This is a genomic window from Blautia sp. LMAG:89 (assembly GCF_008679485.1).
Taxonomy (GTDB): Bacteria; Bacillota; Clostridia; order Lachnospirales; family Lachnospiraceae; genus Blautia_A; species Blautia_A fusiformis.
Window position 1 is genome coordinate 567,575 of record NZ_NANC01000004.1, and the last position, 23,096, is coordinate 590,670.

22 protein-coding genes and 1 riboswitch are annotated in these 23,096 nt (G+C 46.2%); of the genes, 7 read left to right on the plus strand and 15 right to left on the minus strand.

Going from position 1 to position 23,096, the window contains the following annotated elements:
* Nucleotides 1–49: 49 nt before the first annotated feature.
* The 6 genes from prfA to CCC70_RS06655 all read right to left on the minus strand — a co-directional run bounded on the left by prfA (nucleotide 50) and on the right by CCC70_RS06655 (nucleotide 6,159).
* Nucleotides 50–1,126: a peptide chain release factor 1 gene (gene prfA / locus CCC70_RS06630; RefSeq protein ID WP_015526148.1), complete on the minus strand. Its 1,077-nt coding sequence runs from the start codon at nucleotides 1,124–1,126 to the stop codon at nucleotides 50–52.
* On the minus strand, nucleotides 1,119–2,006 hold the full coding sequence (gene prmC, locus CCC70_RS06635) for a peptide chain release factor N(5)-glutamine methyltransferase (protein ID WP_022426857.1): 888 nt from the start codon (nucleotides 2,004–2,006) through the stop codon (nucleotides 1,119–1,121). Before prmC ends, prfA begins: the two co-directional genes overlap by 8 nt.
* Entirely contained in the window at nucleotides 1,993–2,991 is a 999-nt protein-coding gene (locus CCC70_RS06640; RefSeq protein ID WP_118752739.1) for a DUF1385 domain-containing protein, read from the minus strand. The genes prmC and CCC70_RS06640 overlap by 14 nt, the downstream gene beginning before the upstream one ends.
* A gap of 92 nt (nucleotides 2,992–3,083) precedes the next feature.
* On the minus strand, nucleotides 3,084–3,287 hold the full coding sequence (gene rpmE, locus CCC70_RS06645; RefSeq protein ID WP_015526151.1) for a 50S ribosomal protein L31: 204 nt from the start codon (nucleotides 3,285–3,287) through the stop codon (nucleotides 3,084–3,086).
* Between the two features lie 105 nt (nucleotides 3,288–3,392).
* Nucleotides 3,393–4,913: a transcription termination factor Rho gene (gene rho, locus CCC70_RS06650; protein ID WP_021652109.1), complete on the minus strand. Its 1,521-nt coding sequence runs from the start codon at nucleotides 4,911–4,913 to the stop codon at nucleotides 3,393–3,395.
* A 250-nt stretch (nucleotides 4,914–5,163) separates the two neighbouring features.
* The gene (locus CCC70_RS06655; protein WP_286186890.1) at nucleotides 5,164–6,159 is read right to left on the minus strand and encodes an anthrax toxin lethal factor-related metalloendopeptidase; all 996 of its coding nucleotides are present in this window, start codon (nucleotides 6,157–6,159) and stop codon (nucleotides 5,164–5,166) included.
* 160 nt (nucleotides 6,160–6,319) lie between these two features.
* Nucleotides 6,320–6,407: riboswitch (cyclic di-GMP riboswitch) on the minus strand.
* Between the two features lie 129 nt (nucleotides 6,408–6,536).
* On the opposite strand from CCC70_RS06655, the gene CCC70_RS06660 reads away from it, so the two are divergent.
* Genes CCC70_RS06660 through CCC70_RS06690 form a run of 7 tightly spaced genes read left to right on the plus strand, consistent with a single transcriptional unit; the run spans nucleotide 6,537 to nucleotide 11,376 of the window.
* Nucleotides 6,537–7,454 (plus strand): transglutaminase-like domain-containing protein, encoded by a 918-nt coding sequence (locus CCC70_RS06660; protein ID WP_278603384.1) that lies wholly within the window; start codon nucleotides 6,537–6,539, stop codon nucleotides 7,452–7,454.
* 21 nt (nucleotides 7,455–7,475) lie between these two features.
* Entirely contained in the window at nucleotides 7,476–8,519 is a 1,044-nt protein-coding gene (locus CCC70_RS06665) for a type II secretion system F family protein (RefSeq protein WP_118752738.1), read from the plus strand.
* Between the two features lie 12 nt (nucleotides 8,520–8,531).
* Nucleotides 8,532–8,888 (plus strand): hypothetical protein, encoded by a 357-nt coding sequence (locus CCC70_RS06670; protein ID WP_118752737.1) that lies wholly within the window; start codon nucleotides 8,532–8,534, stop codon nucleotides 8,886–8,888.
* Nucleotides 8,885–9,379 carry a DUF4860 domain-containing protein gene (locus CCC70_RS06675; protein WP_287084493.1) on the plus strand — a complete coding sequence of 165 codons (495 nt, stop codon included), beginning with the start codon at nucleotides 8,885–8,887 and terminating at the stop codon, nucleotides 9,377–9,379. The genes CCC70_RS06670 and CCC70_RS06675 overlap by 4 nt, the downstream gene beginning before the upstream one ends.
* Nucleotides 9,376–9,828: a hypothetical protein gene (locus CCC70_RS06680; RefSeq protein ID WP_015526159.1), complete on the plus strand. Its 453-nt coding sequence runs from the start codon at nucleotides 9,376–9,378 to the stop codon at nucleotides 9,826–9,828. Before CCC70_RS06675 ends, CCC70_RS06680 begins: the two co-directional genes overlap by 4 nt.
* Nucleotides 9,825–10,310, plus strand: coding sequence for a hypothetical protein (locus CCC70_RS06685; protein WP_118608157.1), 486 nt, complete (start codon nucleotides 9,825–9,827; stop codon nucleotides 10,308–10,310). The genes CCC70_RS06680 and CCC70_RS06685 overlap by 4 nt, the downstream gene beginning before the upstream one ends.
* Nucleotides 10,311–10,314: 4 nt before the next feature.
* The gene (locus CCC70_RS06690) at nucleotides 10,315–11,376 is read left to right on the plus strand and encodes a type IV pilus twitching motility protein PilT (protein WP_118608158.1); all 1,062 of its coding nucleotides are present in this window, start codon (nucleotides 10,315–10,317) and stop codon (nucleotides 11,374–11,376) included.
* A gap of 171 nt (nucleotides 11,377–11,547) precedes the next feature.
* Here CCC70_RS06690 and CCC70_RS06695 read toward each other — a convergent pair whose 3' ends face one another.
* The 9 genes from CCC70_RS06695 to CCC70_RS06735 form a co-directional block, all read right to left on the minus strand.
* Nucleotides 11,548–12,048: a COG2426 family protein gene (locus tag CCC70_RS06695; RefSeq protein WP_059086725.1), complete on the minus strand. Its 501-nt coding sequence runs from the start codon at nucleotides 12,046–12,048 to the stop codon at nucleotides 11,548–11,550.
* Between the two features lie 16 nt (nucleotides 12,049–12,064).
* Nucleotides 12,065–13,123 (minus strand): histidinol-phosphate transaminase, encoded by a 1,059-nt coding sequence (gene hisC / locus CCC70_RS06700; RefSeq protein WP_118752736.1) that lies wholly within the window; start codon nucleotides 13,121–13,123, stop codon nucleotides 12,065–12,067.
* A gap of 178 nt (nucleotides 13,124–13,301) precedes the next feature.
* Nucleotides 13,302–14,477, minus strand: a complete 1,176-nt coding sequence (locus CCC70_RS06705) for an NAD(P)-dependent malic enzyme (RefSeq protein ID WP_015526165.1) — start codon at nucleotides 14,475–14,477, stop codon at nucleotides 13,302–13,304.
* A gap of 56 nt (nucleotides 14,478–14,533) precedes the next feature.
* The gene (locus CCC70_RS06710; protein WP_021652098.1) at nucleotides 14,534–15,664 is read right to left on the minus strand and encodes an Ldh family oxidoreductase; all 1,131 of its coding nucleotides are present in this window, start codon (nucleotides 15,662–15,664) and stop codon (nucleotides 14,534–14,536) included.
* Between the two features lie 357 nt (nucleotides 15,665–16,021).
* Nucleotides 16,022–16,756, minus strand: a complete 735-nt coding sequence (locus tag CCC70_RS06715; RefSeq protein ID WP_021652097.1) for a FadR/GntR family transcriptional regulator — start codon at nucleotides 16,754–16,756, stop codon at nucleotides 16,022–16,024.
* Nucleotides 16,757–17,008: 252 nt separating this feature from the next.
* Nucleotides 17,009–18,610: an ATP-binding protein gene (locus tag CCC70_RS06720; RefSeq protein ID WP_287084496.1), complete on the minus strand. Its 1,602-nt coding sequence runs from the start codon at nucleotides 18,608–18,610 to the stop codon at nucleotides 17,009–17,011.
* Between the two features lie 154 nt (nucleotides 18,611–18,764).
* Entirely contained in the window at nucleotides 18,765–21,224 is a 2,460-nt protein-coding gene (locus CCC70_RS06725) for a glycoside hydrolase family 3 protein (protein WP_287084497.1), read from the minus strand.
* 20 nt (nucleotides 21,225–21,244) lie between these two features.
* Nucleotides 21,245–22,090 carry a carbohydrate ABC transporter permease gene (locus CCC70_RS06730; protein WP_044961860.1) on the minus strand — a complete coding sequence of 282 codons (846 nt, stop codon included), beginning with the start codon at nucleotides 22,088–22,090 and terminating at the stop codon, nucleotides 21,245–21,247.
* Complete coding sequence (locus CCC70_RS06735) at nucleotides 22,090–23,043, minus strand: carbohydrate ABC transporter permease (RefSeq protein ID WP_015526171.1); 954 nt, start codon at nucleotides 23,041–23,043, stop codon at nucleotides 22,090–22,092. The genes CCC70_RS06730 and CCC70_RS06735 overlap by 1 nt, the downstream gene beginning before the upstream one ends.
* Nucleotides 23,044–23,096 lie beyond the last annotated feature (53 nt).

A 23,096-nucleotide genomic window follows, 5' to 3' on the forward strand; every position in this document is an offset into this window, starting at 1 on the left:
TCCTCCTGATTTATTATAATTTTTTGAACTCTGTAGCTGTAATCAGCGCTTACTCCTGTTCATTCAGCTTTGTCAGCTTCACTGCCTGGTCTGCTGCGATCAGACTGTCAATGATCTCATCCAGATCTCCGTTAAGGATATTCTCAAGACGGTGAAGGGTAAGCTTGATCCTATGGTCTGTTACACGTCCCTGAGGGAAGTTATAGGTACGGATCTTCTCGGAGCGGTCGCCTGTACCGATCTGACTTCTCCTTGCCTCTGCCTCAGCGTCATGCTGTTTTGCAAGCTCCATCTCATACAGACGGGAACGGAGCACACGAAGTGCTTTATCCTTGTTCTTAAGCTGAGACTTCTCATCCTGGCAGGAAATCACGATTCCTGTAGGGATATGAGTAAGACGTACTGCGGAGTCTGTGGTGTTGACACACTGACCACCGTTTCCGGATGCACGGAACACATCGAATTTACACTCATTGAGATCCAGATGGAAATCAATTTCTTCCGCCTCCGGCATGATTGCTACCGTACAGGTAGAGGTATGAATCCTTCCGCCGGACTCTGTCTCCGGTACTCGCTGTACACGGTGAACACCGCTTTCGTATTTCAGTCTGGAATATGCACCCTCACCTTTGATCATGAAGGTAACCTCCTTGAAGCCGCCGATGCCGTTCTCATTGAGGCTGAGCATCTCGGTTTTCCAGCGGCGGGACTCCGCGTATTTCACATACATACGATAAATCTCTGCTGCAAAAAGTGCTGCCTCATCACCGCCTGCACCTCCACGTATCTCAACGATAACGTTCTTGCTGTCGTTAGGGTCCTTCGGAAGAAGAAGGATCTTCAGCTCATGCTCCAGCTCCTCCACTCTCTTTTTTGCATCGGAAAGCTCTTCCTTCAACATCTCACGCATCTCTTCGTCCTTCTCGCTCTCCAGCATGGAAAGACTGTCCTCGATGGTTTCCTTGTTTTTCTTATATTCTTTATATGCGTCAACGATTGGCTGCAGGTCGCTCTGCTCCTTCATCAGCTTCTGAAAATGTGCCGGATCGTCGGTTACTCCCGGTTCTCCCAGCTCATTGAGAAGCTCTTCAAAACGTACCAGCAGATCATCCAGTTTATCAAACATGTATTTCCTCCTGTTTCTGTCCAAGCACCACACGGTCAAGGCCCGGCAGATCCTTTACGATCTGAACCCCGGTAAAACCGGCTGCTTTCATCATTGTACTGACCGCCTCCCCCTGGGTGCAGCCGATCTCATACAGAAGCCATCCGCCTGGTTTCAGGTACCTTCCGGCCTCTGCTGTGATCTTTCTGTAAAAATAAAGCCCGTCTTCCATTCCGTCAAGGGCCTTCCTCGGATCATGAAGGCGGACTTCTTCCATCAGTGTTTCAATTTCTTCTGTTGCGATATAAGGCGGGTTTGAAATAAGGATATCATATTTCCCACTATCTTTTCCACCTTTTTCACAAAAATACGGTGCTGAGAACAGATCGCTTTCCACAAAATCCGCCCGGTTCTCCACCTTTAGAATACCTGCATTCTTTTTTGCCACTTCCAGTGCTTCCGGTGAAACATCCACACCGGTCCCACAGGCATCCTGCCGTTCCAGAAGAAGGCTGAGCAGGATGCAGCCGGAGCCGGTACACATATCCAGGATCTCCGGTTTTTCCACATCCCCAAGGTGTTTCAATGCCTCTTCCACCAGAGTCTCCGTATCCTGTCTCGGGATCAGCACGTTTTCATTTACATAAAACTCATAGCCCATAAAAAAAGCCTGATGAGTCAGCTGCTGTACAGGAATATGTCCTGCCCGCCTGTCGATCAGCGTAAGATACTCTGCTGCGGTCTCATCAGACACCGGTTCATCTCCATGCGCAAAATAATATGCCCGATTCTTTCCGGTCTTAAATTCCAGAAGGAGCCAGGCATCCAGCCCGGCTTCTTCCAATCCGTTATCTTTCAGTATTGTTGTTCCTTTTTTCAGAAGGGACTCAAGAGTCTGCATTTTCTGTCTCCTCTGTCTCATATGGGATGTCCAGGTCAAATTCCTCTTTCAGATAGGCTCTCCAATCAAAAACAGCCTCAACTGCTTTGATGGCTACCTCTGCCATATCTGCAGTAGGCTCCTTTGTGGTGAATTTCTGCATGGCAAGACCTGGTTTACTCATAATGCCCGCAAATTTACTGTCTGTTCTTCCTGCCCACTGGATGATCTCAAAGGAAATCCCCGCAACTACCGGTACCATGAGAAGTCTTCCCAGCAGTCTCACCCAGTAAAACGGCACCGCCACAAACACAAAATGCAGCACAATACTTACCAGCATGACCAGAAACAGAAAGCTTGTTCCACAGCGCTTATGAAGCCTAGAGCTCTTTAACACATTCTCTACCGTCAGAGGCAGACCATGCTCCACACAGTTGATACATTTGTGCTCCGCACCGTGATACATAAATGTCCTCTGGATATCCTTCATTCTGGAAATCAGGAACATATATCCCATAAACAGTGCCAGCTTCACAAAGGCTTCCATTATGGTGACCAGAAATTCCGAAGCACCTACCCCTCGGATCAAACTAGCCAGTACATACGGAAGAAACATAAAAGCAGCCACAGAAACCACCATGGAGGTAGCTACCGTAATGTAAAGAAGCCACTTGAACTGCTTATCCTCTTTGGCTTTCTTTGCAGAACGCTCTTCTTCTGTAAGCTGCTCATTCTTCCTGGCTGTTTCCTCATCTTCCTCGTCTCCTGCGATCTCCGCAGAATACATCAGGCATTTCGTGCCTACCACAAGAGAATCCACAAAGCTTACCACACCACGGATGATCGGTTTCTTCAGAAATGCGTGATTTCCGAAGATACATTTATAATCCTCTACCTTCAGCTCGATCTCCTGGTCCGGGCGGCGCACTGCGATAGAATATTTGTCCTTGTGGCGCATCATGATGCCTTCCATGACCGCCTGTCCGCCGATATTCGATGATCTCATTCATTCTCTCCTGTGCAAATTAAAAATTTTTCAGTTAAAGAAAGGTTGAGATTTCCCAACCTCAACCTTCTCATTTCCTGTATTCGCAATAATTACTTATTCAGGCCGTATTTCTTGTTGAACTTATCGATACGTCCACGAGCCTGTGTAGCCTTCTGCTGTCCTGTGTAGAACGGATGGCATTTGGAACAGATCTCAACATGGATGTCCTCTTTAGTAGAACCTGTTACGAAAGTGTTTCCGCAGTTGCAGGTTACAGTTGCCTGATAGTAGTTCGGATGGATTCCTTCTCTCATGATTTTCACCTCTCTATATATTTAATATTATTCGTATTCAATTGACGAATTCCATTTTAAACAGCTTGCTAAGTATAACATAGCTTTCCGTAAAATGCAAGGACTTTATAAAAATTTCTGTTTCTTTACAGTCTGTACCAGTTCTGCATTGTTCCTGGTTCTGGCAAAGGTATTCAGGATCTGTTCTACTGCCTCATCCGCTTTCATTCCGTTAAGAGCTTTTCGCATAATATAAACCGCTTCCTGTTCATCCTTGCTGAGAAGCAGATCCTCTCTTCTGGTTCCGGATTTCTGGATATCAATGGCCGGGAATACCCGTTTCTCCTGTAATTTACGATCCAGGACAAGCTCCATATTACCGGTTCCCTTGAACTCCTCATAAATAACATCGTCCATCTTGCTTCCGGTATCCACAAGTGCAGTTGCCAGAATCGTCAGGCTTCCGCCCTCGCGCATATTACGGGCTGCGCCAAAAAATCTTTTGGGCATATGGAGAGCCGCCGGGTCAAGACCACCGGATAAGGTTCTTCCGCTTGGCGGGATGATCAGATTATAGGCTCTGGCAAGTCGTGTGATCGAATCCAGAAGAATGATCACATCCTGTTTATGCTCTACAAGACGGCGCGCACGCTCCACAACCATCTCGGAAACTCTCTTATGATGTTCCGGAAGTTCATCAAATGTAGAATAGATCACTTCCACATTCGGTCCCTGGATCGCCTCTCTGATATCGGTAACCTCCTCAGGACGCTCATCGATCAGAAGAATGATCAGATGCATATCTCTGTTATTCCTGAGGATAGACTTGGCAACATCTTTCAGAAGGGTTGTCTTACCTGCCTTTGGCGGAGATACGATCATTCCTCGCTGACCCTTTCCGATAGGACTGATCAGATCCACGATACGCATGGCCGTTGTACCGCCTGCACGCTCCATGACAAGTCTCTCATTCGGAAAGATCGGTGTCATATCTTCAAAATTATACCGTCTCTGTCCCTCACTCGGATGAAAACCGTTAATGGAAGATACGTAGAGAAGGGCACTGAACTTCTCTCCCTGGGTCTTGATACGGATATTTCCCTGGATGATATCACCTGTCTTTAAATTAAAGCGGCGGATCTGGGAAGGAGAAACATAAATGTCGTTCTCACCCGGCATATAATTCTCACATCGGATAAAGCCATATCCATCCGGAAGGACCTCTAGGATCCCGTTAGCCTTTTCACCACTGTCCAGCTGGGTGGATTCTGACGGGACATTCCCGTTCTCCCTTGTAGCTTCCCGGTTATATTCACGGTTGTACTCTCTGCGGATATTTGTGCTTCTGTGTTCCTGCTCATTCTTATCACTACGATATTCCTTCCGCTGCTCCTGAAGTCCTTCCCCTGCCGGACGGGTACGATATTCTGTTTTTTCCGAATCATAGCTTTTTTCTTTTACAGTATTTTCTGCCGGTGTACTTTTGTGTACTTCTTCGGGATTTCCTCTGTCGGACTCTTTGGCGTCCTCCTCCAGCATCCGCTCGATCAGTGCCGGTTTTCTCAGAGTAGAAATTCCCTTCATCCCTCTCGCCTTTGCCAGATCCTTCAACACCGCCAGAGATAATGATTCATACTTTTCTCTCATATTAAATCCTCTATTCTTAAATCTGATAAATTATATATTTGTTGTTTATGGAATCAGATACAACCTGACATGGCTGCACTTTTTTTGAATGAAAGCGTGTTTTCAGCTTATGTTTCATTATACACACCTTATAGAGTCTATTGCAAGAAATATTTATCGACATTTTTTTTATACTTTTCTCACAAAAAAGAAAAAATCTGCCCGGGAGATCTCTTCCCGGACAGATCCAACGTTCCTGTATGCTTCTTTTTTAGCTCCAGAACGGTCCGTATATATCCATGACCCTCTGGATACGTTCATCAGTAATTTTATTCAGAGCCGCTACGATCGCTGCATACGTTTTTGGTCTCTGTCTCTTAAGTGTTGACGGACTTGTTACATACTCAAGCACTGATTCTGCAAAATATTCTGAACTGTTCTGCGTTGCATAGCTTCTGTTGATACCTGTAAATTTGGATTTTTCGCTGTTATAAACTGCGGCAAAATCACTTGTTCTGTCTACGTTTCCCGCAACAAAAGCAAGGAAATGTCCCAGTTCATGGTAGATTGTCTCATTCTCAAAACGAAGGATGATGCTTCTTGAATGTGCGTTAAAGCAGCCTCCGTAGTTAACAGACGGATCGATCGTTACAGTAAATCCAAGCTTCTTGTAGGCTTTGAGCACCCTGCTGTCCATCTTCGGTGCAATGGAAGCAATATTGCTTACTGAATATTTGCTGTCCATGTTGATGCTTTCTACTTTTTTTGTGGAAGCTGCATTCGCTTTGCCGGCAGTAGCTGAAGCCGCCATGACTGTTGTGGTCGTCTGAATGGTTGTAGTTACTTTCCGTGTCTGAACGGCTGTTTTTGATTTCTTTGTGTATTTCTGTGTTGTTGCAGTCTTAACTGTCTTTAATGTTTTTACGGTTGTATTTCTGTTTGTTTTCTTTGTGGTCGTACTCTTCTTATTGGTAGTCGGAAGCTTCTTGGTATAAGTCTTGGTCGCCGCTTTTTTCAGCTTAACTTTTTTTCTGGTTGTCTTGGTATTTGAAGTCGTTTTGGTAGTCACCTTCGGTTTTGAAGCAAGTGGAGTGTCATCCTCTGTGATGGTAGTTTCCATTACCGGATCTGTAAAATCCGGAAACTCCGGAACCTGTGACGACTGCCAGACATTAAAGCCACCTGCCAGTACAATAACAGCTGCGAGACATCCTGCCAAAGCTTTTTTCCTGCCCGTAAAAATTTTACGAATATCTGTTCTTTTCATATCATTCACACCTTTCTGAAAGCCGACGTTTCAGTTTCCACCCCAAACCGGATTTTAGGCATCAAAAAAACCGCTTATTCTAACAAAATAAACGGCCGCATCAAAACACATATCCTTGTTCATAGATGTTATCTGAATACGTCATTAAATCGGAATTTAATGCGGCAACCGGCTGTCATAGTCATCCTTCGAACCTTAGACCCATGGCTTTGCGTCCCTGTCTTTCAACAGGTTTGCCCTTATATGTATAGTATATGTTTTTTTCCCTGAAATGTCAACATTTTCACCTACATTTTGAGCCTTGCTCCTGTCTTTTTTTCACGGAATCTGCTATACTGTTCAAAAAGAAAGCATGATATAACAGGAGAACGGAAACTATGTCAAAATTTTTACCAGTCCGTCTCTTTTTTGTATGGCTGCTTTTCGGAATCCTGCTGGCAGGCTGTGGAAATTCTCCTTCCTCCGATGAAGAACCTCCGGTATATTCTCCGGCCAGAGTCCTCACCCCGGAGGCCCCCGGCAAAAAAACACTGGGCAGTTCCCCTCTGATCCTGGATATTTCCAATCAGGATCAGGGGTATCTGACTGCAGAATCCGATTCCGATGATTCCCGCATGAACATTCAGCTTACTGCTCCCTCCGGTGTGGTCTATTCCTATTTTCTGGAACCTGATGAACAGACGGTATTTCCCTTTTCCGAAGGCTCCGGTGAGTATCTCATCACCTGCTATCAGCAGGTTGATGGAAACCAGTATGCCGCCCTTTACACGGAAACGCTCACAATAAAGCTTCAGAATGAGTTTCTTCCGTTTCTGTATCCAAACCAGTACGTGGACTTTTCTTCCAAAAGTAAAACCTGCAAACTGGCAGCCTCTCTTGTCAAAGAAGACATGACCGATATCGACATCCTGAAAACCTTCTATACATATGTTACCAGTCATATTTCCTACGATTATGACAAAGCTGATTCTGTCGAAGCCGGTTATCTTCCTGATGTAGATGATACTTTAAGCACCGGCACGGGGATCTGTTTTGATTACGCTGCACTGACTACTGCAATGCTCCGCAGCCAGGACATTCCCTGCAAGCTTCAGATCGGCTATTCCGGTGATGTAAAACATGCATGGATCGATGTTTATATCCGTGGCAGAGGCTGGGTGACAAAGGCAGTATCTTTTGACGGAGACACCTGGAAGCTGATGGATCCCACCTTTGACGCCAACAGTGATGGTGATGAAGCGATCCAGGAATATATCGGTGATGAAAGCAATTATACGGTACAGTTCACGCGCTGACCCACTAAAGGAGACCTTATTATGAAAAACAAACTGACAGCCCGGGAATTATCCAGTTTCTGCGGGCAGATGGGAATGCTTCTGCATTCCGGCATATCCACAGCTGAAGGACTTCACATCCTCTGTGACGAAAGCAAGACCGATGCAGACCGGCAGATCCTCACACCCCTGATCCGTTCCGTGGAAGAAAACGGTTCTCTTTCCCGGGCTCTTGACGAATCCGGGGTCTTTCCCTCATCCATGACCGCTTATGTCCGGACCGGCGAGGAAACCGGCTGCCTGGATGAGATCATGGAAAGTCTCAGTTCCCACTATGAACAGGAGGAAGAAATCTCCGGACAGATACGGTCTGCAGTCACTTACCCGCTGCTCATGCTTGGCATGATGGCTGTTGTGATCCTGGTCCTTCTGATAAAAGTCCTGCCGGTATTTCAACAGGTATTTAACCAGATGGGAATGGAAATGAACGGGGTTTCCCGGGGACTTCTGAATGCAGGCAACGTGATCAGCCGGTATTCCTCTGTTTTTCTGATCCTCGCCGTAGCCCTCATTGGCTGCATCCTGTTTTTCAGTCTTACGGAAAAAGGTCACAGCCAGCTGCGAAAAATGGTCATCCATCTCCCGTTTTTCCGTGAGATCCCGGTTGCCATGGATTACAGTCGTCTGACCCAGGGCCTTTCCCTGGGGCTTCGGAGCGGACTTTCCCCGGAAACCAGCCTGGAGCTTACAAAGGATCTGATCTCACAGCCGGTGATACTCGAAAGACTCCGGAAGGCTTCCTCTATCCTGGATAGCGGAGAAACTTTTTCCAGGGCCCTTACAGAATCCGGTCTGTTCGGCGGCATGGAAGGCCGTCTCATCACGATATCCTTCTATTCCGGTTCCAGTGACGAAACCTTCCGCAGGCTTTCCCGGCAGTACACCGAAAGATCCATAGATCTGATCTCACAGGCAGTCTCCATTGTGGAGCCTACCATCGTGATCCTGCTGTCTCTTCTTGTGGGGCTAGTCCTTTTATCCGTCATGATGCCGCTTCTGGGGATCCTCTCAGATTTTGCAATGTAAGGTGGTGACCGCATGGAACTTTTTGAAAGCCGCAGAACAAAATTTCTCAGAGCATTTTTTCTTCTCTTTCCGGCGCTGCTTCTGGTTTTATCCTGCACCTTGTTTGTGGCAGGTGTCAGCAGCACCTCCGACCAGGCCGTACACAAAGAACAGGATGCTCTGGAACAGGCACTGAAAAACGGTGCCATCCGCACCTATGCCCTCACAGGCACATATCCCGAAAGCCTGTCCCAGCTTCTCTCGGATTATCATATCACTTATGACAAAACCAAATTCGTAGTAGAGTATGTTCCTAACGGTTCCAATCTCCTGCCGTCTATCAGCGTGATCGCTCTGTCCGGCAGTGCGAAAGGAGGGAATGCCTCATGAATCACCGGAAGAACACCGGACATTCCGTTTCTTCTCTTTTTTCGTTTCTTCTTTTTGGTGTTTTTGTTCTGTTCCTTATACTGATGCTGCTATTTTCCGCCCGGATTTACCAGCAGACTGTGAAACAGACTGACTCCGATTCCGAGCTTGGGACCGCAGCAACTTATCTGACTACCAAATTCCGGCAGCACGACCGCGGCGATGAGATCTTTTCCGGTTCCCTGGATGATATTCCTGCCCTTTGTTTCCGGGACGATATCAAAGGAAAAGAATATATCACGTATATTTACCTGAAGAATGACAGTCTGATGGAGCTTTTCACTGCAAAAAGCTCTCAGGCCAGTTCCGATGCAGGAACCGTCATCTCACAGCTTTCCGATTTCCGGTTTTCGGAAATGCAAAATGGTTTTTACCACTTTTCCCTGGAAAGTACCACGGGAGTCCGCTCGGAATTCCTGCTTCATCGCACTGGCAAAAAGGAGGCATCATGAAAGAATCAAGACATAATTCCGGTACCAGCCTTTTTCTGATGGAAATGATCCTTGCCCTTTTGTTTCTGTCACTTTCCTCAGCTGCCTGCATCCAGATCTTCGCGGCAGCACGGAAAAACCGGCTCCAGGCAGAACAGTGGAACCAGATCCAGGCTCTCACAACCTCCGTGGGCGAGATACTGGAAGGCACTGACGGAACCGATGAACAGTTCCTCTCTCTGCTTCCGGGGGGCATCAAAAAGAACACCAACCTGATCTGGTATTATGACCGTAACTGGCAGAGCTGCTCTTCCGGAGAAGCCGCCTGTGAAATGATCCTGGAAACAGATATTTCTTCTTCAGAAAAATCCGGCGAGCTTTCTTTCCGGCAGCTTTCCAACTGCAGTGAGCTTTACCGGATCACCCTGCGTTTTCCTGTTGATGACTACAGAAGGGAGGCTGTACATTGAAACAGAAGCATACGTTTTTTGTAACTGTCGGCATTCCTTCCCTGTTTCTTATCTTCTCTGTGCTGTGTCTCTGTGTACTTGCTCTGCTTACTCTTGGAAGCTCCAGATCCAGTCTTAACACAGCCAGACATTCTATGGAACAGACCGAAAATTATTACACCGGCTGCGCAAGCGCCACGGAAACCGTTTCAGAAATCCGTGATGATCTGGAGCAATACAGGGAAAAAGCTTCCGATGAGACCAGATATTTTTCCATGATACAAAAGCTTGCGGACACAAGGAACGATCTCAGCTGGGATTCCCACAGCCACACCCTTTCCTTCTCCGTTGGAATTTCCGAGACACAACAGCTTTCTGTAGTGCTTGAGATTTTTTACCCGCAGGAAAAAAGCTCTTCCGCTTATCAGATCCTGCAATGGAACACAGAGCTTACCGGATCCTGGCAACCTGACAACCACCAGAATGTATTTAAAGGAGAATAAACCTATGGATACCCCTATTCCTGAATTTTTAGCAGAAGCTGCCAACCGGCGTGTCTCTGATATCTTTATCATCGCAGGCCGCCCCCTGGCAGAAAAGATCGACGGTCATCTTTTGGACCGTGGTGACAGGCTGATGCCTGATCAGACAGAAAATTTACTCCGCACCATTTACGGCCTTGCGGAAAACCGCGATATATCCCGTCTTATGGAAACCGGTGATGATGACTTTTCTTTTTCCATTCCCGGTGTTTCCAGATTTCGTGTCAATGCCTACAAGCAGCGTGGTTCCCTAGCTGCCGTGATCCGCGTGATCGCCTTCCGGCTACCGGATCCTGCAGAGCTTTCCATTCCCGAGGATGTGATGAACATCTCCGACTATACCCGTGGCATGGTCCTTGTTACCGGTTCTGCCGGAAGCGGTAAATCCACCACCATGGCCTGTCTGATCGACCGAATCAACCATACCCGGGAAGGCCATATCATCACTCTGGAGGATCCTCTGGAATATCTCCACCGCCATGATCGCTGTATCGTCAGCCAGCGCGAGATCTGTACCGACACCGAAAGCTATCTGACTTCTCTTCGTGCCACACTACGCCAGAGCCCGGATGTGATCCTTCTTGGAGAGATGCGTGATCATGAAACCATCCAGACTGCCATGACCGCTGCGGAAACCGGTCATCTTGTCCTTTCCAGCCTGCATACTCTGGGAGCAGCCAACACCATCGAACGCATCATGGACGTGTTTGAGCCATCCCAGCAGCATCAGATCGCCCTCCAGCTTTCCATGGTCCTTCAGGCTGTGATCTCCCAGCAACTGATCCCGGATGTGGACGGACGCAACATTCCTGTTTTCGAGATCATGCGCCTGACTCCTGCCATCCGCAATATGATCCGCGACAATAAAGTACACCAGATCGAAGGCGTGATCTCCACATCCGGTCAGGAGCAGATGCGTTCTATGGACCAGAGCCTTCTGGAATTATATAAAAAAGGCCGTATCACCAGGGATACAGCTCTGAAATACGCTTTAAACGCGGACATGCTGAAGCGCAGACTTATGTAAGGATCTTCTCGGTATACCTCTGCCTGATATGTAAAAACACATAAAAAATCCCTTACCGATCTCTGATATGTTTCCGGAATACAGAACACATATCATTTTACAGATCCGGTAAGGGATTTCTTTATTTTCAATCCGATCTCGATCAAAAAGCCATTCCTTCTCTGTGATCGATCAATGCACTACATTTCCTACAATTCCATAAGAAACAATATACATAATGGCACTTGCCATAAAAAGTCCGCACAGGATCGCAATGGAGGATTTTTTGATATCCACCTCAAGAAGAGAGGCGATCAGTGCACCTGTCCAGGCTCCTGTGCCCGGAAGAGGGATTCCCACAAACAGCAAAAGTCCAAGAAATTCATATCTCTTGATCTGGTCACTCTTTCCCATAGCTCTGTTTTCCAGCTTTGTGATCAGACCTCTGAACGTCTTTGTTTTTTTCATCCATTTAAAGATCTGCCGGATAAAAAGCAGGATAAACGGAATCGGAATAATATTTCCCACGATACAGATCGGCAGTGCCTTCGCAGCCGATATCTTCAGCAAAGAAGCTGCCAGAAGGCCGCCTCGAAGCTCCAGTATCGGGATCATAGAAATGATGAACACAGCTCCCTCGGGAGAGATAAACTGTGCAAGGTGGTGTGAAAACCATTGTACCAGTACTTCCATAGTACCTCCTTAATTGTTATTTCTGCAGATATTCCGTCAGGAATTCTACCAGCTTTTTCATCTCCTCATCGGTACCGATGGTGATACGAAGATGATTGTCGATCCTGTCCTTCGGGAAATATCTTACATAGATATGTTTCTCCCTCAGTGCTGCGAAAAGCTCTTTGGCCGGACAGCTCTCATGTGTGGCAAAGATAAAGTTGGATCTGGAATCCTGGAAGGAAAATCCAAGCTTCCTGAGCTCTGCCTTTGTCCACTCTCTTGTTGTAATGATCTTATGGCAGCATTCCTCAAAATATGCCTTATCCTCCATAGATGCCACACCAGCCGCGATGGTAGTACGATCCATGGTATAGGAGTTAAAGGAATATTTCACATCATTGAGATATTTGATCAGCTCCGGATTTCCGAAGGCATATCCGATACGCATTCCTGCCAGGGATCTGGACTTGGAGAAGGTCTGCACAACAAGCAGATTATCATATTTTTCGATCAGCGGCAGTGCGGATGCTGCTCCGAAATCCACGTACGCCTCATCTACGATCACGATACTCTCCGGATTCTTTGCCACGATCTCCTCGATCTCAGAAAGAGGCATTTCCACGCCGGTCGGTGCATTGGGATTAGGGAATACGATTCCGCCGTTTTCACGGAAATAATCTTCCTTACGGATATGGAACTCCTCATCTAATGCCGGGCGCTCATATGGGATCCTTAAAAGATCTGCCCATACATCATAGAAAGAATAAGTGATGTCCGGGAACAGGATCGGTTTCTCTGAATTAAAAAATGTGAGAAAACACATAGCCAGTACGTCATCGGAACCAACGCCTGTAAATACCTGCTCGTCCTTCAGGCCGTAGAACGCGGCAATACTGTGTACCAGGTCTCCTGCTGTCGGATCCGGATAAAGTCTCAGGGTATCGGCATCAAGGGCCTTCAGCGCCTTCTCCACACCCGGAGCCGGTGAATATGGATTCTCGTTTGTATTCAGTTTGATCATGCCTCTCTCATTTGGCTGCTCGCCAGGAGTATACGGCACTACTTTTCGTATATTAGCTTCCCATGGTTTCATGCTGTGCTTAACCTCCTATCATATTCTTTTGCTATTGTACTCACTGCGAGGACATTTGTCAAAGGGTAATACCACCTGCTGGGAAACAAAAAGACACCCGTACCGGGTTACAGAGTACGGGTGTCTGATATATTCTTCTTAATGAAGGGCTGTTTTGGTTCGTATCAGGCGCTTAAGATCAGATACGTGCTACGCCTGTTGCTTTTGCTGCCTCTGCTACTGCTTTTGCGACAGCCGGTCCGACTCTCTTGTCGAATGCCTTCGGAATGATATACTCCGGAGAAAGCTCCTCATCTGTGATCAGATCTGCAAGAGCCTTGGAAGCTGCGATCTTCATCTCATCGTTGATATCACTTGCTCTTACATCAAATGCACCACGGAAGATTCCAGGGAATGCAAGAACGTTGTTGATCTGGTTCGGGAAGTCACTTCTCCCTGTGGAGATAACCTTTGCTCCGCCTGCTTTTGCGTCATCCGGGAAGATCTCCGGTGTCGGGTTTGCGCATGCGAAGATGATGGCATCTTTGTTCATGGTCTTAACCATCTCTGTTGTAACTGCTCCAGGAGCGGAAACACCGATAAATACATCCGCGCCAACCAGCATCTCTGCAAGAGATCCCTGTTTCTTCTGAAGGTTTGTGAGCTTGCTCATCTCTTCCTTAACCGGGTTCATTCCTTCTGTACGTCCCTCATAGATGGCACCCTTTCTATCGCAGAGTGTAACATCCTTGAAGCCTGCTTTCAGAAGAAGTCTGCAGATAGAGATAGCAGCTGCACCTGCACCGTTCATAACGATACGAACATCCTCTTTCTTCTTTCCGACAACCTTCAGAGCGTTTGTCAAACCTGCAAGTGTGATAACTGCAGTTCCGTGCTGATCATCGTGGAAGATCGGAATATCACATTTCTCTTTCAGTTTTTTCTCGATCTCAAAGCATCTCGGAGCGGAGATATCCTCAAGGTTAACACCACCGAAGGATCCGGAGATCATGTAAATAGTATTTACGATCTCGTCTACATCATGGCTCTTAATGCAAAGCGGGAATGCATCTACATCGCCGAATGCCTTGAACAGTACACATTTACCTTCCATTACAGGCATACCGGCTTCCGGTCCGATGTCACCAAGACCAAGAACTGCGGAACCGTCTGTTACAACAAGACACATATTCCATCTTCTTGTAAGCTCGTAGGATTTATTGATATCTTTCTGGATCTCAAGGCAAGGCTGAGCTACACCTGGTGTATATGCAAGAGAAAGGTCGTCTTTATTCTCAACCGGCACTCTTGTAACAACCTCGATCTTACCTTTCCAATCTCCGTGCAGTCTTAATGACTCTTTTGCATAATCCATTTTCTTTTCCTCCTTGGATAATTATGATATATTTCATTTCAAAAGGATTACCTGAATTAATAATTACCATTGAAGAATTTACTGTCCTTCGGAAGCTCATAGCCTTCAAAATAAGAGCCAAAATCAAGCTTCAGATAACTGCAGAGATCAGCAAGCTCTACCATGGTATTGTCGTTGACCGGAATGCCATTCTCTTTTCTGTCTTTTTCAGCAGCTACCTCTTTCTCGCCGTGTGTATAGATCCTGTCCTGACCGTCTGCCTTCGGACTCTCCCGAAGCGCCTCAAGATATTCTGAAAAATGCTTGCGGATCGCATCCGGATCTCCGAATGCCGCCGGGTTGATCGCCATAAATCCATGGCAGATACCGGTCTTGTCCGGGAATGTACAGCATTTGTCGGAGGTAACGCCCATGGAAAGAATAGAGCTGAACAGCTCACAGAGCATTCCATAGCCATATCCCTTATGGCTTCCGCTGACTTCCTCGTTTCCACCAAGAGGCATGATTCCGCCGCCCTTCTTGGCTACGATGTTTGCAAGTACATCCGGTGCATTATTGCTGGCATGACCGTTTTTGTCAAGTGCCCAGCCATCCGGAAGAGGCTTACCCATCTTATTATACATTTCCAGTTTACCCCTGGTTACAACTGTTGTGGAACAGTCAAAGAAAAACGGATACGGGTCTGCAGGCATAGCGACTGCGATCGGGTTGGAGCCCAGCATAGCCTTTCTTCCAAAAGTCGGTACCATGATCGCCTCGGAGTTGGTACATGCCATTCCAAGAAGGCCTTCATGGCAGGCCATGTTCGCATAATATCCTGCAATACCGAAATGGTTGGAATTTCGTACACTTACGATTCCCACACCAGTTGTCTTTGCCTTCTCAATTGCCTTTTCCATGGCAAAATGGCTGATCAGCTGGCCCATTCCGTTATGTCCGTCTATCACGGCAGAAATCGGTGTTTCAAAAACAACTTCCGGTTTCGCCTGGGGATGAATAGTCCCCTTCTCGATTCCTTTATGGTAACGAACCATCCTCTGCATTCCGTGGCTCTCGATCCCATACAGATCAGCAGTCAGAAGAACATCTTTAATGATGCTTCCTTCTTCCTCAGAAAAGCCAAACGCTTTAAAAACGTCTCCGCAGAAATGGTTCAGTGTGTCATAACTCCATTTTACATATCCCATAATCGCAAGTCCTTTCTCCTGATATTTCCGGCAGGTTACCGCCCACGCTGTGGCCTGCTACATATTTTATATGATACTGCAGGGGTACAGTAACCTTCATCCTGTGCTGTCTCGTCTTATGCTGTCCTGCCTCATGCTATCTTACCTTACGCTGTCTAGTCTCATGCTGTCCCAACTTACGCTGTCTCATCTTATGCTGTCTCGTCATGAAGTCTTCAGGATGCTGCCATAATATCAAACTTTTTTGGTATTACCAATACAGTCCCTATTATAGCACGCGGTCTTACCAAAATCAATAGTGGTCTTACCAGATTAACGGGATTTTTACTGAAATTTTATTTAATTTTTTCAGGTGGATCAGCGATGAAATACAAGGCTGTTCTCCCCCTGCTGCTGCGCAATCTCCAGTATATATTTCTCAATGGTTTCCATATGTTCTCGCATCAGCTTCTCCGCCTGGTTCCGGTCTCCGGAAATAATGGCTTCCACCAGCCTTCTGTGCTGATCATCCACCTCCAGAGCGGAATTATGTTTCTGCATAATATAGGCTCGGGTGCCGGAAATGATCTCCTCAGTCAGCTGCGCTGCCGCATCCAGGACATTGTAGATCATAGGATTCCCTGCGATCCTGCCAATCTTCGTATGAAGCTTCTTATCAAGACCTGCACGGGCTTTCTCGTCCTCTGAGCTCTCCAGCTGTGCCAGGATGGAACGCAGATCTAATGCATCCTTCTCCGTACAATTCCCGGCTGCAAGAAGCGCAGCCTCCTGCTCCAGCGCAGAACGAAGTTCCTGTACCTGCTGTACATGGCTGTTATTCAGCTGAAAAAGAAGGGCCAGTGGTGCAGAAAGCCACTGATCCATATTCTCGGTAATATAGTTGGCTCCGCCGCGGACCGTTGTGACAATTCCCATCAGCTCCAGTGCCCGCAGGACTTCACGGACAGCAGGTCTGGAAACTCCCAGTGATTCTGCCATAACACGTTCCGCAGGTAAAGTGTCCCCCGGCTTCAGTTCTCCCCGCCGGATATTTTCTATGATCTGCGCTAATATTCCGTCAAATGCTCGTTCTTCTGTAATCTTTGTAAACATGTCGTCCGTTTCGGCCGCCTTCCTTTATTATTGTGTTGCCTTCCTTTACATAAAAATCCCGGAATATAGACAAGTGGATATTTACCATTCTCAGTCATCATGCAGTTCTGCACCAGATGATCGCTCTGCAGCCATTCAGTCAGTCTGTGCATTTTGACTATTTGCCCTCTCTATTTTCCGGACTTTTATAGTAAATATTATACGATAATTCCCCAATTTAATCAATAGTAAATAATAAATTGGTAAGACATATTATTTTATTCCATTATTGAGAATGTTTTCCACTTCCTCCATCTGGCCCAGAAGCATTTTCTGGCGGTCGTCAAAAAGAAGACCTTTATTATGCCTGTAATACTGGTCAGAACCGTTCTCCCGAATGAACCAGAGACTATAATAGTTGGCATTCAGTTCTGTGATAAATGCCACCATTTCCTGGCTGTCCCCAAAAGCAGCTTCCATGAAGTCGAAGACGTTCTGAAGAGTAAGAGATATTTCGTCGGTTCGGTTTTCGTAGGCTTCGGTTTCGGATTCGAAGAGGACTTTCACAAACTCATAGTTCCTGTTTGACGATGGATCTTTCGATTCTGCTGCAGCACTTCTGCCTCCTGCCGGATATGAGCCTGATCTGGTTTTATCTGATCCGGTTGATTCCGATCCAATTGATCCCGAGGTTGATTTCGATCCGGACGCATTTTCAAAGAATGACACAACACGTTTCTGTATACGCTCCTGCTGTTTTGTAAGAAGCTCACTCTTTTTGTCCTTTTCAAGATCCGCCTCTGCTTTTTCCATGAGATTTTTTGCTGTGAGGCTGTCCTGATCTTCTCTGAAGTACACCATATAATCATACAGTTTCGTGAGGTAGGCATCGGTAAGATAGCATTCTGTAAAAAGCTCGCTGAGCTTTCCGTTGAGAAGGCTTACAATGCTCAAATGCTCGTCCAGAGAGGCTGTGCGGATCTTACCCAGAGTAATGGGATCCCACTTTCCTTTCAGGATGTCCTCCACTTTATAGTCCGTTCTGTACTTATAATAAAGAGCCAGATAGCCTGCAAAATCCTTCGCGATTATCCTGTGCTGAATGTACTGACTGACCACCTCACGGTCTACGGTTTTTCCAAGGATCTCATAAACCTGGATCAGACGGGAAAGATCCTCCCAGCCTCTGGCTGTGGCAAAGATCTTTCCGTCTACGGTATTCTCCACCCTGTAGAAATTTTTTCTGCGAAGCTCCAGATAGGAGATCACCGCCGGATGAATTCCCTGCTGATAGGCGTATTCCTTCCATACATCAAAGTCTGCCTCCACATCGATCTTCTTGATACGGTCCAGAGTGACCACATCGAATTCCCGGACGGATTTGTTATATTCTGGCGGGTTGCCTGCTGTGACGATCACCCAGCCTTCCGGCACCTTCTGGTTTCCGAAGGTTTTTCCCTGAAGGAACTGCAGCATCATCGGCGCTAGTGTTTCAGATACGCAGTTGATCTCATCAATAAACAGGATGCCTTCTTTCAGACCTGTTTTTTCCATTTTGTCGTAAACGGACGAAATGATCTCACTCATGGTATATTCCGTAACAGAAAATTCTTCCTCACCATAATTCTTTTTTACAATAAAAGGAAGTCCCACAGCACTCTGCCTGGTGTGGTGGGTAATGGTATAGGAAACAAGAGCAATCCCGCATTCCCTTGCTATCTGTTCCATAATCTGTGTCTTTCCGATTCCCGGAGGGCCCATAAGAAGGATCGGTCTCTGTCGGATCGCCGGGATCCGGTACTCACCGAATTCGTCCTTTGAAAGATATGCTTCTATGGAATCTCTGATCTCCTGCTTTGCTCGTTTTATGTTCATGGTATTCTCCTTTTCACGGCATATAAAAAACTGCCTGCAGGATTCTCCGCCTAAAACGGGTTGCCTTGCGCGACATCTACAAAAAATATGCCTGAATCCAATGATAAATCGAAAATTGAATTCAGGCAAGTTTTTCACTACTATATAATTTTTTTTATTCTGCTGTCAGTGTGTGTATCAGGTTCAGAATACGTCCCGCAGACATTCTGACAACTTCTTCCGAAAGCTTTCCGTCTTCAAAAGCTTTTCGGATATTTTCTGCGTCGGCTGCATTACCAGGCATGATAATATCATTTCCTGCTGTCACGCATTTCCACGGAATACTTCCATCTTCCGGAACCGTTGTATTCCAGTCTGACATGATCACACCGTCAAATCCCCATTCTTTTCGGGCAATGGCTGTACAGAGATCAACACTGTTTGCAGCATGGACACCATTCAGTAAATTATAGGAAGACATGATTGCCACTGGTCTGCTTTCTTTAACTGCAATCTCAAAACCACGCAGGTAAATTTCCCTCAGGGCACGTTCTGATACCTGTGCATCCACGCCCATACGATTATCTTCCTGATTATTACAGGCAAAATGCTTAACGGTAACACCGCAGCCAGGTCTGCTCTGCACTCCTTTTGTCATGGCTGCTGCCATGGTTCCGGAAAGCAGCGGATCTTCGGAATAATACTCAAAATTTCTGCCGCACAGAGGGTTTCTCTGAATATTAAGACCAGGTGCTAGCCAGAGATCTATGTGGAATTCTTCCATTTCTTCTGCCACTGCTATTCCAACTTTTTCCACAAGGGCAGTATCCCAGGTCTGAGCCAGTGCAGTTCCAACCGGAAATGCCGTACAGAACTGATAATATCTGTCTGCGTTTTCGTGAGTCTCATCTGTTCTCAGGTATCCGTTTTCCAGAGATCCAAGGACACCGATTCCATATACTGTGTCTGTTTCTCTGTCTACTTCATAATTCTGCTGAAGTCTCAGTCCTGCCGGCCCATCGGCCATGATCAGTGGGGAAACGCCATATTGCTCATAAAGAGCAGCCGTGGTCTCACCGGCAGAGCCAGGAACACGGATTCCTGCCGCCCCCAGATTACTGGAGATTCCAGCAATATTCCCATAAAACAGCGGGAGCAGATCCTTTGCAGGAATCTTATTTTCCGGTTGGCAGGTGCATTCTGTTCTCTTCTCTGGTTCAGGATAATAGATATATCTTCCAATCTTCTCATTCTCTGCCTTCTCTTTCCATTTCAGAGTTCTGACAGAAAGATTCTGGCGGTCATAAACTTCTTCCGTAATATCCGTCTGATTCTCAAGGATATTCGTTTTATCCAGGATCACACTCTCCGGCACTTCAAGCATTGCAGCCAGCGTAAGCGATGCAATGCTGTTTCCGACCCAGACAGCATAATAACCTTTTTCAGCAATCCAGGCATGCTGCTCTTCGGAAAAATATGCCAGTGTCTTTCTGTCGATCCTGATTTTCAGCAGTTCTTTTTCCCCCGGCTTCAGAAGTTTTGTTTTTGCAAAACCAGCCAGCCGACGGTATTCCTTCCCTGATTCATCCTGTGGAAGAGACACATAGACCTGCACGACCTCTTTTCCCGAAAAAGTTTCTCCTGTATTCGTTACCTCTGCTTCAACTTCAACGCCATCCCCTGATGTTTTCATCCCATGGAAGCGTATCTGCATTTCTGTGTAAGAAAGTCCATATCCAAACGGAAACAGCGGTTTTACACCAAAAGTATCAAAATAACGATATCCTGTATAAATTCCTTCCTTGTACTCTTCTCTTTCAAGCTTGCCATTAAGATAGCTGTATTCCTCTGCACACGGATAATCCTCATACCTTCTGGCCCATGTTGCAGTCAGCTTGCCGCCTGGAGTTACCTTTCCCAGAAGGACATTGGCGAGGGCAAGTCCGCCTCTTTGTCCAAGCTGGGAAATATTCAGGACAGCACAGATATTTTCTGTTTCTTCCAGAATATCTGTCAGTTCTACCGGACCGCCGGAATTCAGGATAAGTACTGTAGGAATCTTCTGTGCATCAAGGAACCGGATATCCTCCCGCTCCCGTCTGCTCAGATAATAATCTCCCTCGACCCTGCGCCTATCCTTTCCCTCACCGGAAATCCTGCTTACCACATAGATTGCTGTCTGGGCATCGACAGTATCTTCTACTGTGACTGCACGGCCTTCCGGCATTGCAAAGGGATTTTCCGCATAGGCATCAAAAGGATTTTCCACAAACTTTGCTTCTTCCAGTATTTTTTCTTTCCATGCCCGGCGTGCTTCTGCGTATATTGACTCATAATTGGCCAGCCATTTCTCGCTTACGATCTGAATACCGTTTTCTTTCAGTCCCTGATAAATAGAAATGTTACTTCTGTTATTCACATCACCGGAACCTGTTCCGCCTTTCACTGTCTTTCCCGCACCGGCGCCGTATAAACCTATTTTCGTGGAAATATTCAGAGGGAGTATTTTTTTATCATTTTTCAGCAGTACAATACCCTCCTCTGCTGCTTTTTCCGAAAGAAGACCGTTTCGTATTTCACGGTCTGACATGCTGTGTTTCTTTGTTCCGCTGTGTTTCCATTTCTTAACTGTCATATCTTACCTGCTACCTTTTGTTATTCTTTTACGCCTCCAAGTGTCACTCCTGCGATGATAAACTTGGAAAGAAGGAGATATACGATAATGATCGGCACAATGGCAACTGTGATCATCATGTAAATCTTACCCATATCAAAATTCATATAATCTGCTCCACGAAGTGTTGCAATCAGGATTGGAACAGTCATCTTGCTTTTAGACTGGATAACCAGAGCAGGAACGAAATAATTGTTCCAGGAGCCTACAAATGTAAAAATCGCCTGTACAGCGATTGCCGGCTTCATGATTGGCAGGACAATACTGTTGAAAGTACGGAATTCTCCGGAGCCGTCAATTCTGGCTGCTTCTACCAGTGACATCGGCAGTGAGGACTGCAGATAGCTGTACATAAAATAGAATACGGCCGGTGACGCAACAGACGGAATGATCAACGGAAGCAGGGAATCATATAATCCCATCTTTGTGATCAGACGAAGGAAGCCCATTGCAGTTACCTGTGTCGGCATGACGAGGATCGCCATGATAAATGTAAACGCTACATTCCTTGCCTTGAAATCATAGGCATAAAGACCATATGCTGTCAGTGAGGAAAAATATGTACATAATACTGCACTGCATCCGGACACGATAATACTGTTAAGAATTCCCCTGAACATCGGAAAGCTTCCGTCATTTGCAACATTCATCAGGTTTTTCCAGAAATATTTTCCAGGAAGAGCAGAAAATCCCTTCTGAAGCTCTGCATGAGAATGAGACGCATTCACGATCAGTACATAAAAGAAAAAGAGACACATAAAGGAAAGAATAATAAGTACCACATGTGCCACGATACTTCTAATCCTGCTGGCTGTCTTATCTTTCATCATTTTGTTTTTCTCCTTTCTGCTCTTGCTCTCTTTTTCGCTGCTTTCTTAGATCCGTCCGGATCATTGTCGTTAGTCATACGATATACAAAGAAGCAGAGGATTGCACTGATAATAAACAGGTATACAGACAATGCTCCGGCCATACCATAATTCTTGCTCTTCAGATGGCTGTTCAGGAACATAATCAGTGTCATGGATGTTCTGTCCGGATTACCCTGTCCGTTTGTGAGGATCTGCGGTACATCAAACATCTGAAGGCCACCGATGATGGAAGTGATCAGAGTATAGGAAAGAATCGGACGAATCAGTGGAAGCGTAATATAGACGAAACGCTGAATGCTGTTGCATCCGTCCAGATCCGATGCTTCAAAAATATCCATACTGATTCCCATTACTGCTGCCATCAGCATGATGGTCGTGTTTCCGAACCACATCAGGAAATTCATGAAACCTACCAATGATCTTGTTCCCAGAACAGAGCCCAGAAAATCAATCGGTTCCTTTATCCAGCCCAGTGAACACAAAATGGAGTTTACAGGTCCGTTTGTGGAAAACATGGTAAAAAACAGAAGTGCAAATGCTGATGCCATGATCAGGTTCGGCAGATAAATTACAACCTTAAAAAACTGCTTGCCATGAAGCTTCAGCCTGGCATCAGTAAACCAGCATGCAAGCACCAGTGCAATAACGATCTGCGGAACAAATCCGATCACCCAAAGGATCAGTGTATTCAGTCCGTATTTCAGCATGTCAGAATGCAGAAGACTGACATAATTGGCAAGTCCTATAAAATTAGGACCAATCTGCTTGATTCCAGAACGGAAATATTCAAAAAAGCTGTATCTCACTGTATCAAACAGCGGAATCAGCGAAAAGATAAAATAGATCACAAAAAACGGAAGAATAAATATGTATCCCCATTTTCCGTAATTAACGCTCTTTTTCTTCATAATGCTCTTCCTTTCCAGCAAGCTGCAGGATCCAAAGATCCTGCAGCATCAAC

Bases quoted from the DNA above. Each gene is read 5' to 3' on its own strand.
- rho (WP_021652109.1), bottom strand. From the start codon at position 4,913: ATGAGAGAAAAGTATGAATCATTATCTCTGGCGGTGTTGAAGGATCTG.
- CCC70_RS06690 (WP_118608158.1), top strand. From the start codon at position 10,315: ATGGATACCCCTATTCCTGAATTTTTAGCAGAAGCTGCCAACCGGCGT.
- CCC70_RS06670 (WP_118752737.1), top strand. From the start codon at position 8,532: ATGGAACTTTTTGAAAGCCGCAGAACAAAATTTCTCAGAGCATTTTTT.
- CCC70_RS06660 (WP_278603384.1), top strand. From the start codon at position 6,537: ATGTCAAAATTTTTACCAGTCCGTCTCTTTTTTGTATGGCTGCTTTTC.
- rpmE (WP_015526151.1), bottom strand. From the start codon at position 3,287: ATGAGAGAAGGAATCCATCCGAACTACTATCAGGCAACTGTAACCTGC.
- hisC (WP_118752736.1), bottom strand. From the start codon at position 13,123: ATGAAACCATGGGAAGCTAATATACGAAAAGTAGTGCCGTATACTCCT.
- prmC (WP_022426857.1), bottom strand. From the start codon at position 2,006: ATGCAGACTCTTGAGTCCCTTCTGAAAAAAGGAACAACAATACTGAAA.
- CCC70_RS06695 (WP_059086725.1), bottom strand. From the start codon at position 12,048: ATGGAAGTACTGGTACAATGGTTTTCACACCACCTTGCACAGTTTATC.
- CCC70_RS06710 (WP_021652098.1), bottom strand. From the start codon at position 15,664: ATGGGATATGTAAAATGGAGTTATGACACACTGAACCATTTCTGCGGA.
- CCC70_RS06705 (WP_015526165.1), bottom strand. From the start codon at position 14,477: ATGGATTATGCAAAAGAGTCATTAAGACTGCACGGAGATTGGAAAGGT.
- CCC70_RS06720 (WP_287084496.1), bottom strand. From the start codon at position 18,610: ATGAACATAAAACGAGCAAAGCAGGAGATCAGAGATTCCATAGAAGCA.
- CCC70_RS06655 (WP_286186890.1), bottom strand. From the start codon at position 6,159: ATGAAAAGAACAGATATTCGTAAAATTTTTACGGGCAGGAAAAAAGCT.
- CCC70_RS06640 (WP_118752739.1), bottom strand. From the start codon at position 2,991: ATGAGATCATCGAATATCGGCGGACAGGCGGTCATGGAAGGCATCATG.
- CCC70_RS06675 (WP_287084493.1), top strand. From the start codon at position 8,885: ATGAATCACCGGAAGAACACCGGACATTCCGTTTCTTCTCTTTTTTCG.
- CCC70_RS06680 (WP_015526159.1), top strand. From the start codon at position 9,376: ATGAAAGAATCAAGACATAATTCCGGTACCAGCCTTTTTCTGATGGAA.
- CCC70_RS06730 (WP_044961860.1), bottom strand. From the start codon at position 22,090: ATGAAAGATAAGACAGCCAGCAGGATTAGAAGTATCGTGGCACATGTG.
- CCC70_RS06735 (WP_015526171.1), bottom strand. From the start codon at position 23,043: ATGAAGAAAAAGAGCGTTAATTACGGAAAATGGGGATACATATTTATT.
- CCC70_RS06665 (WP_118752738.1), top strand. From the start codon at position 7,476: ATGAAAAACAAACTGACAGCCCGGGAATTATCCAGTTTCTGCGGGCAG.
- CCC70_RS06725 (WP_287084497.1), bottom strand. From the start codon at position 21,224: ATGACAGTTAAGAAATGGAAACACAGCGGAACAAAGAAACACAGCATG.
- CCC70_RS06715 (WP_021652097.1), bottom strand. From the start codon at position 16,756: ATGTTTACAAAGATTACAGAAGAACGAGCATTTGACGGAATATTAGCG.
- prfA (WP_015526148.1), bottom strand. From the start codon at position 1,126: ATGTTTGATAAACTGGATGATCTGCTGGTACGTTTTGAAGAGCTTCTC.